The sequence below is a fragment of the Gracilibacillus kekensis genome, from assembly GCF_900143085.1.
Lineage (GTDB): Bacteria > Bacillota > Bacilli > Bacillales > Amphibacillaceae > Gracilibacillus > Gracilibacillus kekensis.
In genome coordinates, this window is record NZ_FRCZ01000003.1 from 19,030 (window position 1) to 34,411 (window position 15,382).

Here is a 15,382-nt window from a genome sequence, read left to right on the forward strand (position 1 = left end):
CGCTACGGCTTGCCTACTTCGCTTTCCAGGGGGCGCGTCTTCAGCTAACTTTGTAAAGAAGATCACTTTACAAAGTGGATCTTCAGATCGCGCTAATCCCCTAGGAGTCGAAGAGGACGCCTACGCTCAGTGAGACTCTACAAAGATTACAAATGCTAACAGTTTGTGTTTTCATAAAATAATTTAGCTTAAGTCATTAAAAAATGGAAGAGTATCCTAAAGCTAGTGATTAAAGCCATCATAATTATTCTTACTTAAGTTGTAGAGCATAAAAAAAGTGCAGGCGTCCGCTTTTACTCCTGTGGGAAGTTTTTATCCGAAGATCCACTTTTTAAGCGCACTTTGCTTAAAAAGTTAGCTGAGGAGAAAAACCCGCTGAAAGGGAAGCCGACAAGCCGAAGCGGTTGTTACACAGTTCTCAAATCTCATAATTAGAAACTAGAGTTATGTCGCATAATTTTTCTTATGTGTTATAGTGAAGGAAATGGTCGGCGGAGTTTTGGATGTTTACTGTCCAATTACTCGCTGTTTGCATAATAGATAATAATTCTTTTTGCGTGTAATTAAACTGAATCTTGTTTAGAATAGATGATAAAGGGTATAACATTATTATCAGAATAATTAGGTAATACATATCGAAGGAGTGAAAGTGCTAATGGAAATTCTCTTATACCTTGCAGCAATCATTGCAGCAGTTGCTTTTGCAGTACTAGTTATTTACTTAGTATTAGTATTAAAAGAAACAAAACGAACGATGTCCCATGTTGCTGACACGCTTGAAGGTTTAGAAAAGCAAATGGAGGGTATAACAGTTGAGACAACTGCTTTATTAAATAAGACGAACAAATTAGCGGATGATATTAATGACAAAACAACAAGACTTAACACCCTTGTTGACGGCGTGAAAAATATTGGTGATAGTGTAAAAGATTTCACCCAATCGATACGTACAGTATCTCAATCCGTTAACAGAATCGCTGATGAGAACAGGGAAACTACAGCGCAAGCCATAAAATGGAGTACTGTAGTAATGGAAATGTTTAAAAAAAATAGAAATAAATAATTAATAATGGAGGAATGAGAAATGACACAACATCAAAATAATGAGGAAAATCAAAACATTAACAGTAAGGACTTTTTAATAGGCTCTTTAATCGGTGGTATTGTGGGAGCATCATTAGCTTTAATTTTCGCTCCGAAATCTGGTAAGGAATTAAGAGGTGACCTCAATCAAGGTGCACATTATGTGAAAGATCGTGCTAACGAATGGAAAGATGTTGCATATGAAAAAAGTGGTGAGTGGAGAGATTACGCTAAAGAACAATCACAGACTATTGGTCAGTCAGTAAGTGAAAAATCGCAGGATCTATCTAATAAATTAAAAGAAACGAAAGCAACAATTCAAGAAAAAATGTCTAAGGACGAAGATCCAGAAAAAGCTGCAGAAGAAGTAGCACAAGCTATTGAAGAAGCTGCAAATGCAGTAGAGGCTGAAGAAGTTAATAATAGAAACGTATAATAAAATAACTCTAAAAGTGGATTGTTGAAAAAGAACAGTCCGCTTTTTACGTTATACACCAAGGAGAGAGAATAAATGGAAATAACAGATATTCAAACAATTGAGGAATTCCAATCTGTAGTTACTAACAACAATCAAATGTTATTGTTGAAACATAGTTTGACTTGTCCAATTAGTGACTCAGCTAATCAAGCTTTCCAACAATTTAGCGAGCACACTGATACACCTCTTTATCGATTGTATGTACAGAATGCTCGAACGTTGTCAGATTATATAGCTAAGACTCATCAAATTAAACATGAATCGCCCCAGGCAATCAAGTTTGAAGATGGAAAGCCAATCTGGAATGCAAGCCACTTTGACATTACAGCGGACAACCTTAAAAAAATGGTTTAATATACGAAATTATTCATTGAATTATAAAAAGCCGCCATGCTAGAAATGGCGGCTTTTTATACGTACAGGATTTTATAACTCTTGCTGCTTTAAGTCTCACTTTATCTCTATTTGATCATTTGGGTTTAGTTGTTCGAAAAAAGTAACAGGTTGGCCATTTCTTTTTAATTCAACTTTGCCCTTCACTTGTGAGAGATCAATCGAAATAAATCGGAAGATATCCTGAAAAATAAATGGTTCCGATTTTTGTTCGATAAATTGCAGTTTATCCTGATCTTCTATTTCATCTTCTAATGAAACAACCTCACCTCTTCGATACACTTTAATTAATTCTTTGGTCAGTTTAATCGGTTTATTATTGTAAACAATTTTTAACGTTTTTTGATAATTCATTTCCATTTTGTTAAGAAGCTCTACAAGTGTTGGTTGGTTACCCGTATAGGATTCCAGCTTGTCTCCATTTTTAAGTGGAGTATCTAAAATAGCAGGAACACCATTATGCAACAATGTACTGCTATATTCAGTAAATTCTTTTATTTGATCATCGATCCATATTGTAAAAGGCGCATTTATTTGATTTTCCATGTCATGATCTTTCAGAAATTGTTGTAAGGTAATTTTTTGATTATAGACAATTCGATCGTCATCTTCCAATAAATATGTAGATGATACTTTTTGATTATTTACTTGAATGTTAGGTTTTAAAGTAAATGCCTCTTCATTGTAATAAATGGTAATAGAAGATGTTTCACCAATAAATTCGGCTAGTGTCAACTTGGCTGGCTCTCCGTCTATCCCTTTTTCAATTGTGAGAGTATCTCCGTTTTCTACCGTGTCATCAATACTTTTTTCTTCATCGTTTAGAATGATTTTTGGTGCTGAACCAAAACTACCGGGCAATGTCACTTGTTTGCCATTGTATGTAACGATTGCTGCCATTCCAGGTTTACCATATAATTTTTTTATATTAATTCCAGCAGCAAGTAAACAATCCGCGATTGTTAGTTCTTTCATTTCAAATAATCGAACCACACGGTCATTAACCTTCACACTAATGTAGTGAACTGGATTCTGTTTAGCAGCAATTGCAATACCAATTGGTGTGATGAATTCGGGACCTATTGGAAGATTTTCATCCTTTGATAATAGTTGAATCGCATCAACGCCCCGAATTGCTACTCGATTTGTTGGAAGCTTCAATTTTATAGCAAGTCTTTTGGCTAATTCCGGTGTCTGACTCCCGCCACCAACTAACATGACAGCTTTAGGTGCAGAACCATTTAATACGATGATTTCTTCAGCAATCGAGCTTGCAAGCGATTCGACAGCTGGCAATACATTGTCCACTAACTCCTCATATGCGACTTCCTGTTCAAATCCAAGAATATCTTCCACAGCAGCTTTTTTATGTACTGTTATTTCTTTTTTAAAATCTTCAGCTTGGTTGAAGTCTAATAAATAATGATCACTAATTGCTTCGGTTATTTCATCACCTGCTTTAGGTACCATTCCATAAGCTGTTACAGTACCTTCGGAAGTTAGAGCAATATCACTTGTACCAGCACCTATATCGACGAGAGCCACATTAAGGCGTCTCATGGAAGGAGGAATTAATACATGTATTGCGGCTATCGGTTCAAGAGTTAAAGCTTCTAATTGCAAGTCTGCACGGTTTAAGGCGGATAATAGAGATTCCACTACTACTTTAGGTAAGAAGGTAGCAATTATTTCTATTTCTGCCTCATCTCCTTGTTGATCTATTAACGAGCCGATCTCCTCGCCATCTAATAGATATTTAATAACGGAATAACCTACACAATAATAATTATGGCTCGGATCTTCTTCCTCACTGGTAGCTAATTGATATTGCGCTTTCTGCACAGCTTCTAACTCAAGAAAAAGTATATCCTCCTCATTCATCAAAGGTTGTTTGGCAATTTCTTTAGTTGTATGTACACGATTTGTTTTTAATGCACGTCCTGCAGCAGCAACACATACCTTCTCTAAAATAATATCGTGCTTTTGTTCGAGATGTAATTTCACTTTTTGAATTACCTGTGCAACGGAAACAATATCATGGATTTGACCATCTACCATTGATCGCTCATTATGCTCAATCATATAATAATCAATTAAATGATAAAGATCATTTCTCTTTTCCATAAGTAATCCAACTACCGATCTTGTTCCGATATCGAGTGCAAACATATGTTCAGTCATGAGTTTTTTCCCTTCTATTATTAAAAAATTATAAATATTCTATAAAATATTACTAGTAATGGGTGACAAGACGTTAAATTTTAGCTATAATTATCCCTAATTATATAAAAAGTATAACATTTTTTTAGAAATTTAAAATAGGAGTAGGGGGATTTATAATGAGTAATGAACAATTGGATCAGCTTCGTGAAAAGCTTGACCAAGTTAACTTGGAAATATTAGAGTTAATTAACAAGCGTGCGGAATTGGTGAAAGAAACTGGTCAAGTAAAAGAAAAACAGGGTGCGAACCGTAGTTATGATCCAGTTCGTGAACGTGATATGTTAAATCTTATCAAAAAACATAATAATGGTCCTTTTGAAGATTCTACGATCATTCATTTGTTCAAAGAAATTTTCAAAGCAGGACTTGAACTGCAAGAAGATGACCATAGTAAAGCATTGCTTGTATCTCGTAAGAAAAAAGCGGAAGATACAGTTATTGATATAAATGGTGATAAATTTGGTGATGGAAACCAGCACTTTATTTTTGGACCGTGTGCAGTAGAAAGTTATGATCAAGTAGCGGAAGTAGCAGCCGCGATTAAAAATGAAGGTTTAAAATTAATTCGTGGTGGAGCATTCAAACCGAGAACGTCACCTTATGATTTCCAAGGGTTAGGTTTCGAAGGTCTTGAAATTTTGAAAAAAGTATCCGATGAGTATGGTTTAGCTGTTGTAAGTGAAATCGTAAACCCAGCTCATATTGAAGAAGCGGTAAATTACATTGATGTCATTCAAATCGGTGCGCGTAATATGCAAAACTTTGAATTGTTAAAGGCAGCTGGAGAAACGAACAAACCTGTATTATTAAAACGAGGGATGTCTGCAACAATTTCTGATTTTATCAATGCAGCGGAATACATTAATTCAAAAGGAAATGGACAAATTATTTTATGTGAGCGTGGTATTAGAACATATGAAAAAGCAACACGTAACACATTAGATATCACAGCTGTTCCAATCCTGAAACAGGAAACACATTTACCAGTTATGGTTGATGTAACGCATTCTACTGGTAGAAGAGACTTATTATTACCAGCAGCTAAAGCAGCACTAGCAATTGGAGCAGATGGTGTGATGGCTGAAGTACACCCAGATCCTGCAGTGGCATTATCCGATGCAGCACAACAAATGGACATCCCAACGTTCCATAACTTTATGAAAGAATTATTGAATAAATAAACAAAAACTCCTGCCCAGCAGGAGTTTTTTTATACTTATCAACAGAAAACGTGATGTATATAAGCAAGACAATACGACACTATTGTAGTGGTCATTACGAGATATTATTTGTGCTTTGCAACCGCTACGGCTTGTCCGTTTCCCTTTCCGCGGGTTTTTCTCCTCAGCTAACTTTGGTAAGCAAAGACCACTTACCAAAGTGGATCTTCGGATAAAAACTTCCCGCAGGAGTGGAAGCGGACGCCTGCACTTTTTAATGCGCTACACCTAAATAAGAATAAAAATGTTTGCTTTATTCCAGTCGCGTATGATTTTGTCTTTAGATTACTTATCATTATTAACAAAACAAGCTCATATCTGTAACAAACCAAAATGCTAGCACTTGCAATCTTTGTAGAACTTCATTAAGCGTAGGGGTCCACTTCCACTCCTATGGGATTCTTTTTCCTAAAGATCCACTTTTCCATGCGGTTTTTGCTTGGAAAAGTTAGCTGAAGGAAAAAGCCCATGGAAAGGGAAGTGGACAAGCCGGAGCGGTTTTTACGCACACACACCATTTCATAATTACCAACTAGAGTTATGTCGCATTGTCCATCTTATGCGTTATGAAATTTGTCCAACTTTTAGAGTTTTACTTTCATTTTTTTTGTAACGGTAATTTGAAAATTAAATATTTTGACGTTTTGTAGACATAATTTATGAAAATTTTTCATAATTGATTGTTTTTTATTGTTAATTTTCATGAAAAATTTGTTATAATATGAGTGATATACATAAATAATGTAGATATGGTGGAATCTTTGCAGAAATACTCGATCTAGCGTATGATGAGAGAAATATACCGTTAAATAGAAAATTGGAGGTTATAATAATGAATATAACAATTTATGACGTAGCAAGAGAAGCAAATGTCTCCATGGCTACGGTATCACGTGTTGTCAATGGAAATCCAAATGTAAAACCAGCGACAAGAAAAAAGGTGCTAAACACAATCGAAAGATTAGGTTATCGTCCGAACGCAGTAGCACGTGGACTTGCAAGTAAAAAAACTACTACAGTGGGTGTTATTATCCCAGATATTTCAAGTATTTTCTTTTCAGAATTAGCCAGAGGTATTGATGATATCGCAACGATGTATAAATATAATATAATTTTAAGTAATTCCGATCAAAATAAAGATAAAGAATTACGATTAATTAATACCATGTTTGAAAAACAAGTGGATGGTTTAATTTATATGGGTGCCACTATTAGTGAGGATCATGTACAACAGCTTAAAACATCACCAGTTCCTGTGGCTTTAGCAGCATCTATCGATTCCAGTGAAACAATTCCTGCAGTTAATATCGATTATGAACAAGCGGCATATGAGGCAACATCTTTCTTAATTGAAAATGGCACAAAACATCCAATATATGTAACTGGTGAAGAAGATTCAGTTGTTAATACTAAAAAATATGATGGATATGTAAAAGCAATTAAAGAACATAATAAAGAAGTTAACGAGGACTACATTATTTCAGCTGAATTTTCTCATCAATCTGGGGTAGAAGCTGCTGAACAGATCCTTAAAATAAAAAATTATCCTAAAGCTGTCTTTGCTGCTACGGATGAAATGGCTGTAGGTATTATCCACGGTTTACAAGACAATGGTGTGAAAGTACCAGAAGATGTAGAAGTATTTGGTTTTGATAATACAAGACTAGCAACAATGGTACGTCCAACACTTTCAACAGTCGTGCAACCTATGTATGACATTGGAGCTGTAGCAATGCGTCTGTTGACGAAATTTATGAATAAAGAAACAGTGGAAGAACAAAATGTAGTTTTACCACATCAAATTGTTAAAAGAAACTCAACAAAATAATAGAATTGCCGATAATAAAACTAGGGTGATTTATCACCTTAGTTTTTTATTAATTTTGCGAGCTTTTTACTAGGGAGAGAATACAGATGAATAAAAGAGATTTATTTACTCCAATTGGCATTACTATTGGATTTTTAATGATTATGTTTGGAATTGTAAGTAGTGGAGGTATGGGAGGATTTGTAGGATTTGTTCAAGGATCCTCTGCACTAATAGTTCTTGGCGGTTTATTGGCAGCACTACTTGTTAATTTTAATATTAAACAAATGAAAACGACTAAATATGTCATTCAGGAAGCATTTAAACAGAATGATCATGATTTAGCTGATTTGATAGAATTATTTGAGAGGTTATCAGAGCGAGCGAGGCGTGAAGGTTTATTAGCACTTGAAAATGAATTGGATGAGGTCGATGATCCATATATACGAAAAGGTATTTTGCTTGCAATTGATGGGATAGAACCAGAAGTAATCAATGATATTATGAACGCTGAAATAGATGCAATGGAAGATCGTCATTATCGAGGTCGTCTTATTATCGAAAAAGCGGGCGAGTATGCTCCAGCTTGGGGGATGATTGGTACATTAATTGGTTTAATATTAATGTTACAGAATTTAGAGGATCCCACCACTTTAGGTCCAAGTATGGCGGTTGCCTTATTAACCACGTTCTATGGGTCTGTACTAGCAAATTTGGTATTCACTCCCATGTCAGGAAAATTAGAAACAAAAACAAATGAAGAAGTTTTTATGAAACAGGTCATCATTGAAGGTGTCATTGGTGTTCAATCTGGACAAAACCCAAGAATTTTAAAAGAAAAGCTTAGTGCCTTTCTATCAGATAAAATGAAAAATAAAAAAGTTGTAGAAGATGAGGAGAGCTATACGGAGGAATCCTTAAATGAAGCGTAGGAATAAACGACCAGAAAAAAAAGGTGCACCACCGTGGATGACGACCTATTCAGATATGGTAACACTTATTCTTGTTTTCTTTGTATTACTATTTTCAATGTCTCAAATAGACGCTGAAAAATTTAGAGCAATAGCCGAGGCATTTAGAAGTGAAACGATATTTGAAGCAATGCCGTCTATTATTGAGGAAGAACATCCAACAGAAAATACGGAAGTGCTGAAAGAAGAAGAGAATGATGATAAGCAAGAGGATGCTACGCCCGCTGAAGATGAAGCGAATGGCTCAGAACTAAATGCGGTGACAAAAACACCTGAACAAGATGAATTAGACGAATTGTTAGCAGAAGTGGAAAACTTCTTAAATGAAAATGACCTAAATCAGGTTATATCAGCTACTAGAACAGATCAAGGTGTAGTATTGGTTTTACAGGAAAGTGTTTTATTCGAAACAGGGGAAGCAAATGTACTTGAACCAGCTAAGCCCTTCTTAAATAAAGTGAGTACCTTACTTTCAAATATACCTAATGAAGTAAGGGTTGAAGGTCATACAGATGATCGACCAATTTCTAGTTTTCGTTACCCTTCAAACTGGGAATTGTCTGGTGCAAGAGCAAGTAGCGTTATTCGACATATACTAGCTACTAACAATTTTAATCAATCACGTTTTATTGCAGCTGGTTTTGGAGATACAAGACCAGTAGCTTCGAATAATTCTCCCGAAGGTTGGAGTGCGAATCGAAGGGTAGAAATAGTAATTTTAGATTCAGAGCAAAATTCTTAATAATTAAGTTTGTTACAAAACAATTTTATATTTAAAGTAATCCAAACGCTTCGAATAGATTTCGAACGTTTGGATCTTTTGCGTATAAGGAAGGAACTGCGACATGGCAGAAGTGGTAATTATGAGATTTTATATGTGCTTTGCAACCGCTTCGGCTTGCCCGTTTTCCTTTCCGCGGGTTTTTACCCTAAGCTAACTTTTTAAGCAAAATTCGCTTAAAAAGTGGATCTTAGGGTAAAAACATCCCGCAGGAGTGAAAACGGCCGCCTACGCTTTAAATGGATACTACAACTGTGGTCACAGCTAACATTTGAACTTTCTATAAGTATTTCGTATACATTATGCGATAGTAGTCTTTATTTAAACTCTTTCATCCATTGTAGAATTCTATCTAGCGCAGGCGTCCACTTCGACTCCTGAGGGATTAGCATGATCTGAAGATCCACTTTGAAAAGTGTTTTCCTTTTCAAAGTTAGCAGAAGAGCATGCCCCTCGGAAAGCGAAGTGGGCATGCCGTAGCGGTTATTACGTTCATAATCTCTTTCAAAATTACTACAATTCAAATAAACATACTGCACAGTATCTTGTTACTGTGCAATTATATATTCATTCGTCAGTGTAGTAACGAAAAATATTATGTTCCAGCTTCTTTTTTATTGTCGATAAACTTCAAAACTTGTTTATACATTTTTCGATTATTGTAAGTAATCTCTTCTCTTCTTGGTATATCGCGATAGAACGTTTCTGAATCTTGCCAACTTGTTGGAAGAGCTACTGGAGATAATGACTTCCATTTTTCAAGCCAGTCTTTAGTGATATTACCTTGAAAAATAGCGTTATCTTCATTCATAATCTTCCATAATTGCGACCATGCTCTAGGTACCACTTTCCAAATATCATATCCACCACCACCGAGAGCTATCCATTTACCATTACAATATTTATGGGCAAGATTATGTATGATGACAGGTATCTGTTCAAAAATATCTAATGTACAATGAAGATGTGTTAATGGATCTAATGCATGTGCATCTACTCCGTGTTGACTTATAATAATATCTGGGTCAAAGTATTCCGTAATTTCTTCGATACCTTTCTGAAAAACTTCTAAATAGGAGGCGTCCTCCGTAAAAGCATCTAAAGGAAAGTTAAATGAATAGCCAAATCCATCTTTCACACCACGTTCACTTGTTTTTCCTGTACCAGGATATAAATATCTACCAGTCTCATGAAAAGAGACAGTACATACATTAGGGTCATCATAAAAGCAATGTTGTACACCATCACCGTGATGTGCATCCGTATCAATATATAAAACTTTAAGATTAAAATGTTTTCTGATGTATTGTATAGCTATTGCGATATCATTAAAGATACAAAATCCGGAAGCTCGTGTAGGAAAACCATGATGCAAGCCCCCCGCTAAATTTAGGGCGTGTTTTACTTTTCCTGATAAAACCTGGTTACAGGCTTCAACAGATCCGCTTGCTGTCATAAGTGATGCCTCGTACATTTTAGTGAAACTTGGTGTATCATGTGTTCCAATACCATATTTGTGTGGATCTATTTCTTTTCCTTCACTAGCCTGTTTGACAGCCTCTATATAATCTTTAGAATGTACCGATAAGATGTCTTCTTCTTCAATCAACTTTGGTGCAATGATTTGATCTTCAGTTAAAGCCTTGCTCAATACTAACAAATCCTTTGTTAATAACAAGCGGTTTTGATTGAATGGATGTTCCTCATGAAAAGAATAACGTAAGAAGTCATCGGTGTAAATAAAAGCTGAGTGCTTAGAATTCATCATTATCCTCCCTGTATGGATATAGAATTTGATATTCAGAGTTCTTAAAATCATTGATAACAGGCAGAGGGTTCATTGTTTGAATGCGGAAGACCAGCACTTTGAATCCAGGACTTTCAGGATTAGGATAACTGTAAACGGATACAATTTTGATGTTCCTATTTGTGAAAAATTGACAGACATCTGATAAGACACCAATTTGATCAGGCACTTTGATTTCTAATTGTGTGCTGGGTGCGTGGGTCCCCGTTAATTGAATGAAAGCATACAACATATCCTTCTCTGTTACGATACCTACTAATTGCTTATTTTTCACTACAGGTAAGCAAGCAAATTCTTTTTGATAGAAAATTGTTGCTACTTCTTCAAAAAACTCATATGGATGAGTCGTTACAACAGGAGTAGACATAATTTCATTTATCGGACGTTCTAAAATACCTTTATTATAATTGTTATCTAATAAGGAAGGACTAGCATCTCTCACATCACGGTCCGATACGATACCGATGACATTATTATCGTTATTTATTACAGGTATATGGCGAATGTGATTCTCTTGTAATAAAAAAAGTGCTTCTTGTACTGTTGCCTCAGCAGTTAGCGTGATCACATTGGTTTTCATAATCTCTTTTACTAACATTTATTCACTCCTTTAAGATAAAAATCGAAGTCGATCAAATATCTCTATTTCTTTTTTATTTACATGTTTTCCAATACGGACCATTAAACAATTGGCAGGGTGTGCCATTATTTCAGGTTCATTCGTTGGAGCAGGATACAGGTCACCTGCTTTCATCATTTTTTCCATGATTTTACGATAATCCCATACGCTTAACTTCGAGTAGTTTAAATCCCAATGCCAATAGTATTCGGTTGATAGAATAATGTAATCTTCCATGTTTTCGTCTTTCATCGAAAGTTCTATTAACCGGGATGCTAATTTATTCCCTCGGTAGGCTGGCGCGATTTCGATTGCACCTAATTCCAAAATATTTTCATATGGATATTTCGACCATCGTTCGATAGGGTCAGGGTGAAGGTAAGTGACGTATCCTATAATCTCCTGGTCCACTGTAGCAATGAAAATTCTCGCCTCAGGAAGAGTAGCTATTTCCATTAGTGCATTTAATTGTTCAGTTGGTGGACGGAATGCTGTAAGTTCCTTGTTCATCGTTAAGTTTGTTAGTTTATGAGATGTTACAGGTCCTTCTAATACAATCGTTGCTCCATTTGTTTCAATCGATTCAAACTGATAAAGCTTTGTGTGTTTCAAAAGTTCTATCACCACCTAGATAGGGTTATAACTATATTATATCGTATAAAAAGAGAGTTTAACAGCGTAACAAAAGCCCTCCTGATTTGGTTCAATATTATGCAAAAAGAGAACAATAAGATTATCTGCAAGTTGTTTTTGAATTTCTTTATACAAAAAGACACTCTTATCTATATAAGATAAGAGTGTCTCGTTTTATTCATCATCTGGATTCGGTTTTGGTTCAGGTTCAGGATTATTATTTGAATTGTCATCATCGTTATTGTTGTTACTATTTGAGTTCTCATTCCCATCGTTGTTATTATTTTTGTCATTATTCGAAGAACTGTCGTCAGAGTTCTTGTTGGATTTTTTATTATCCTTGTCAGAATCTTTATCAGGTTCAGGTTCAGGTTCAGGTTCAGGTTTTGGCTTTGGTTCTGGTTCAGAAAAGTCGCCCTTTACAATTACTTTAGATGGACTGGACTCTTGTCCAAAATAATCGACTGCTCTAATATGATACACAGCTTTACTACTTGGTACGGTAAAGGAGGTATCAGAAGTAGAGCCAATACGTTGGAAATTTGAATCATCCGGATCGCTTGCACGATAGATGCGATACCCTACAACATCGTTGCTACTAGAGTGCTTCCAATTTAATTTCTGATTGTTTATATTTAAGGAAGTCGGAGCATTAGGTGCTTTACCATCATTATCCACTTCATTTTCATCTGGATATTTAATGTCTTCCCATACGCCGGATTTTCCAGCTGTTAATTGTTTGATATTAGCCAAATTGTTATAGCCCATATCATTTAACCACTCAGGATTAAAACTAACACCATCTCCATCGGTAAACTCTTCTGGAGTATTTTCTCCTGCTAAAACAACCTTATCTTTGATCGTAGCATAGTTTTCTTTAATCAAACTGTAGTCACGTTTAGATGGTACATATTTAGCGTTATAAATATCTGATTGAACTAACCCAAGCTTACTGCATAGATCAGAAACTAATAAACCAGATGTAGCACAATAAGATCTTGATACAATTCCACCTGGACTTTCGAAATTTTGAGATGGAGCCATTAATTCAGGTCGAATTTCTGTAGCAGCATTTACTAAACGAGCCCAAAATGTATTATTGCGGCTACTATAACCATCATCTAAACGTTGCTTATAGTCATATCCCATCCATGTTCCAATAGTTACATTAGGATTGGTAGCTACAAACCATGCATCTTTATAATCATTTGTTGTCCCTGTTTTTCCAGCCCAATCGACACTTTTATTGGTTAGGTTAGCTCGGGCAGCTGTACCAGTACCACGTGTTAAAACGTCACGAAGCATATCAATCATTAGGTAACTTGTTTGTTCACTAAATACTTCGACTTTTTCACTCTCTTGTTCAAAGATAACTTCGCCATCTTTTGTTTCGATTTTATCGATCATATAACCATCTACAAAGCTCCCCATATTACCAAAAGTGGCATAAGCATTTATATTCTCTTCGATAGTTACCCCGTTTGTAGGACTTCCTAACACGAGGGAATCATATCCACCTTCTTCTTCAGCGATTGAAGTGAAGCCCATTTTCGCTAGGTAATCTGACACAATATGGCTTCCGTTGACTTTGGTGAAAACAGCAACAGCTGTAGCATTGTGTGAACGGTAAAGTGCTTCTCTTACAGGAGTTAGTCCGTAGAATCTGTTAGAGAAGTTTCCAGGTGAATAACCTTGTGCATATGTTCTCTCCACATCTGCTATTACGCTACCAGGCTGGACTTCTCCCATTTCCATAGCTGGGCCATACCCTGCTAGTGGTTTCATCGTACTACCATTTTGACGAAGAACATTCGTTGCGTGATTTTTTTGAGAAACTTCAAAGTCACGTCCACCTACAAAACTTAGTATTTTACCTGTTTTATTCTCAATTAAGACTGATCCTACTTGAACCGGTTGATCACCTAGTTGAACCATTTCTCCTGTTTCAGGATCTTCTATCATGATTGGCTTATTAGTGTTCTCATTACGAGCTAATTTATCTCTGCCATAATTATTATATTCTTTAGCGACCTTTTGAAAAACATCATAAATTTCTTTGTCGATCGTGGAATGAATTTTATATCCATTTTGACCTATTTCACGATTGGCACGGATTTCATATTCTTCTTGTAGAATATTGCTAGATTCTAATTCTTCTTTCGAATAACCATCTTGTTCCGCTAGCACTTCTACTAAGATATCGATGGTACGATCCTTTAATTCTTGCATTAAGTATGGATATTGTTCTAATATCGATTCTTCCGCCGGTATAAAATCAGCAACAATATCATACTCCATTGCATCTTGATATTCCTCTTTGGTGATATATTCTGCTTCTAGCATTCTGCTTAGTACAGATCTCATTCTGTTTAAACCTGGTTGAAGTCCTGCTTCATCTTTTACACCGCCTCCATTAAGGAAGGGTGTATAATACGATGGACTTTGCGGCAAACCAGCTATAAAAGCCGATTGAGGTAAATTTAATTCAGCTGCATCCACACCAAAAATACCCTCTGCAGCAGTTTGAATACCTGCAATATTCTGTCCGGATGAGTTTCTTCCAAAAGGTACAATATTTAAATAAACTTCCAATATTTCATCTTTATGAAAAAATTGTTCCAAGCGCATGGCTAATAACATTTCTTTCGCTTTCCTTTCGAAAGAAACCTCATTTGTTAAAATCTGATTCTTAATGACTTGCTGTGTTAACGTACTTCCACCTGATTTAGTAGCAGAATTTGTTACCTCTTGAAAAACAGCACGCATGATAGCCTTTGGAACAATACCGTTATGTGTATTAAAATATTCATCTTCTGTTGCAATTACAGCATTTCGAACATTTTCACTTACTTTGTCAAGAGAAATTTGTTCTCTTAAAAGATCAGAACTGACTTCAGATAAGAATACATTATCAGCAAAATACAACTCGGAAGTTTCTTCATAGTTATAAATCGCACTTGCCATTTGCTCTTCCGTTTGGATTTCTTCATTGTCTACCAGTGAGGCAAAATAACCTGCCCCTAATCCGGCCAAAAAGAACCCTCCGACAATACCAATTGTAATAAAAAACAAGAGGACATTCCATAATATATGATAGCTTATACGTGTTGAGCGTTGGATGGTTTTTTTCTGCCATATCTCCTTCATGGACTGCCATGTTTTATGAAAAAATTCTTTTATATTCATACCATTACCTCCAATTATTCCCCTACATATTATAGCATAAACGTCAACTGAATTTGATATATTTTTTATAAAAATATTGCATTTTCAATACAATTATGCTAATAATGTTATAACATTTAAATATTATGGCTATGATTGATTGAAGTAGTACTAAGATTCCCTTTTGCAGAGAGCTAACGTA

At 35.6% G+C, this 15,382-nt stretch carries 12 protein-coding genes and 1 other annotated feature (1 of these 13 cut by a window edge); of the genes, 7 read left to right on the forward strand and 5 right to left on the reverse strand.

The genetic code is table 11. The annotated features are described in order from the left end of the window. Positions 1 to 655: 655 nt before the first annotated feature. The 3 genes from BUC25_RS07960 (at position 656) to ytxJ (ending at position 1,915) form a co-directional block, all read left to right on the forward strand. On the forward strand, positions 656 to 1,063 hold the full coding sequence (locus tag BUC25_RS07960) for a DUF948 domain-containing protein (protein WP_073201351.1): 408 nt from the start codon (positions 656 to 658) through the stop codon (positions 1,061 to 1,063). A gap of 21 nt (positions 1,064 to 1,084) precedes the next feature. Beyond that, positions 1,085 to 1,519 (forward strand): YtxH domain-containing protein, encoded by a 435-nt coding sequence (locus tag BUC25_RS07965; RefSeq protein WP_073201352.1) that lies wholly within the window; start codon positions 1,085 to 1,087, stop codon positions 1,517 to 1,519. Between the two features lie 75 nt (positions 1,520 to 1,594). Continuing rightward, complete coding sequence (gene ytxJ, locus BUC25_RS07970; protein WP_073201353.1) at positions 1,595 to 1,915, forward strand: bacillithiol system redox-active protein YtxJ; 321 nt, start codon at positions 1,595 to 1,597, stop codon at positions 1,913 to 1,915. Positions 1,916 to 2,011: 96 nt separating this feature from the next. Here ytxJ and pilM read toward each other — a convergent pair whose 3' ends face one another. Then, the gene (gene pilM, locus BUC25_RS07975) at positions 2,012 to 4,135 is read right to left on the reverse strand and encodes a pilus assembly protein PilM (RefSeq protein WP_073201354.1); all 2,124 of its coding nucleotides are present in this window, start codon (positions 4,133 to 4,135) and stop codon (positions 2,012 to 2,014) included. A gap of 158 nt (positions 4,136 to 4,293) precedes the next feature. Between pilM and BUC25_RS07980 the strand changes: the two genes are divergently transcribed. The 4 genes from BUC25_RS07980 to motS all read left to right on the forward strand — a co-directional run bounded on the left by BUC25_RS07980 (position 4,294) and on the right by motS (position 8,917). Beyond that, a complete protein-coding gene (locus BUC25_RS07980) occupies positions 4,294 to 5,358 on the forward strand; it encodes a bifunctional 3-deoxy-7-phosphoheptulonate synthase/chorismate mutase (RefSeq protein ID WP_073201355.1) in 1,065 nt (354 codons plus the stop codon). 871 nt (positions 5,359 to 6,229) lie between these two features. Further along, positions 6,230 to 7,225, forward strand: coding sequence for a catabolite control protein A (ccpA, locus tag BUC25_RS07985; RefSeq protein WP_073201356.1), 996 nt, complete (start codon positions 6,230 to 6,232; stop codon positions 7,223 to 7,225). Between the two features lie 86 nt (positions 7,226 to 7,311). Then, complete coding sequence (motP, locus tag BUC25_RS07990; protein ID WP_073201357.1) at positions 7,312 to 8,136, forward strand: flagellar motor protein MotP; 825 nt, start codon at positions 7,312 to 7,314, stop codon at positions 8,134 to 8,136. Further along, positions 8,126 to 8,917 carry a flagellar motor protein MotS gene (gene motS, locus BUC25_RS07995; protein ID WP_073201358.1) on the forward strand — a complete coding sequence of 264 codons (792 nt, stop codon included), beginning with the start codon at positions 8,126 to 8,128 and terminating at the stop codon, positions 8,915 to 8,917. Before motP ends, motS begins: the two co-directional genes overlap by 11 nt. 634 nt (positions 8,918 to 9,551) lie before the next feature. Here motS and BUC25_RS08000 read toward each other — a convergent pair. The 4 genes from BUC25_RS08000 to BUC25_RS08015 all read right to left on the reverse strand — a co-directional run bounded on the left by BUC25_RS08000 (position 9,552) and on the right by BUC25_RS08015 (position 15,201). Next, complete coding sequence (locus BUC25_RS08000) at positions 9,552 to 10,721, reverse strand: acetoin utilization protein AcuC (protein ID WP_073201359.1); 1,170 nt, start codon at positions 10,719 to 10,721, stop codon at positions 9,552 to 9,554. Further along, positions 10,711 to 11,361: a CBS and ACT domain-containing protein gene (locus tag BUC25_RS08005; protein ID WP_073201360.1), complete on the reverse strand. Its 651-nt coding sequence runs from the start codon at positions 11,359 to 11,361 to the stop codon at positions 10,711 to 10,713. The genes BUC25_RS08000 and BUC25_RS08005 overlap by 11 nt, the downstream gene beginning before the upstream one ends. Before the next feature lie 12 nt (positions 11,362 to 11,373). Further along, the gene (locus tag BUC25_RS08010) at positions 11,374 to 11,994 is read right to left on the reverse strand and encodes a GNAT family N-acetyltransferase (protein ID WP_073201361.1); all 621 of its coding nucleotides are present in this window, start codon (positions 11,992 to 11,994) and stop codon (positions 11,374 to 11,376) included. Positions 11,995 to 12,189: 195 nt separating this feature from the next. After that, the gene (locus tag BUC25_RS08015) at positions 12,190 to 15,201 is read right to left on the reverse strand and encodes a transglycosylase domain-containing protein (RefSeq protein ID WP_073201362.1); all 3,012 of its coding nucleotides are present in this window, start codon (positions 15,199 to 15,201) and stop codon (positions 12,190 to 12,192) included. A 122-nt stretch (positions 15,202 to 15,323) separates the two neighbouring features. Then, positions 15,324 to 15,382, forward strand: a binding site (T-box leader) (it continues 153 nt past the right edge of the window).

Coding starts and splice junctions, on each gene's coding strand:
- ytxJ (WP_073201353.1), top strand. CDS start 1,595: ATGGAAATAACAGATATTCAAACAATTGAGGAATTCCAATCTGTAGTT.
- BUC25_RS07980 (WP_073201355.1), top strand. CDS start 4,294: ATGAGTAATGAACAATTGGATCAGCTTCGTGAAAAGCTTGACCAAGTT.
- pilM (WP_073201354.1), bottom strand. CDS start 4,135: ATGACTGAACATATGTTTGCACTCGATATCGGAACAAGATCGGTAGTT.
- BUC25_RS08015 (WP_073201362.1), bottom strand. CDS start 15,201: ATGAATATAAAAGAATTTTTTCATAAAACATGGCAGTCCATGAAGGAG.
- BUC25_RS08000 (WP_073201359.1), bottom strand. CDS start 10,721: ATGAATTCTAAGCACTCAGCTTTTATTTACACCGATGACTTCTTACGT.
- BUC25_RS07965 (WP_073201352.1), top strand. CDS start 1,085: ATGACACAACATCAAAATAATGAGGAAAATCAAAACATTAACAGTAAG.
- motP (WP_073201357.1), top strand. CDS start 7,312: ATGAATAAAAGAGATTTATTTACTCCAATTGGCATTACTATTGGATTT.
- BUC25_RS07960 (WP_073201351.1), top strand. CDS start 656: ATGGAAATTCTCTTATACCTTGCAGCAATCATTGCAGCAGTTGCTTTT.
- BUC25_RS08005 (WP_073201360.1), bottom strand. CDS start 11,361: ATGTTAGTAAAAGAGATTATGAAAACCAATGTGATCACGCTAACTGCT.
- ccpA (WP_073201356.1), top strand. CDS start 6,230: ATGAATATAACAATTTATGACGTAGCAAGAGAAGCAAATGTCTCCATG.
- motS (WP_073201358.1), top strand. CDS start 8,126: ATGAAGCGTAGGAATAAACGACCAGAAAAAAAAGGTGCACCACCGTGG.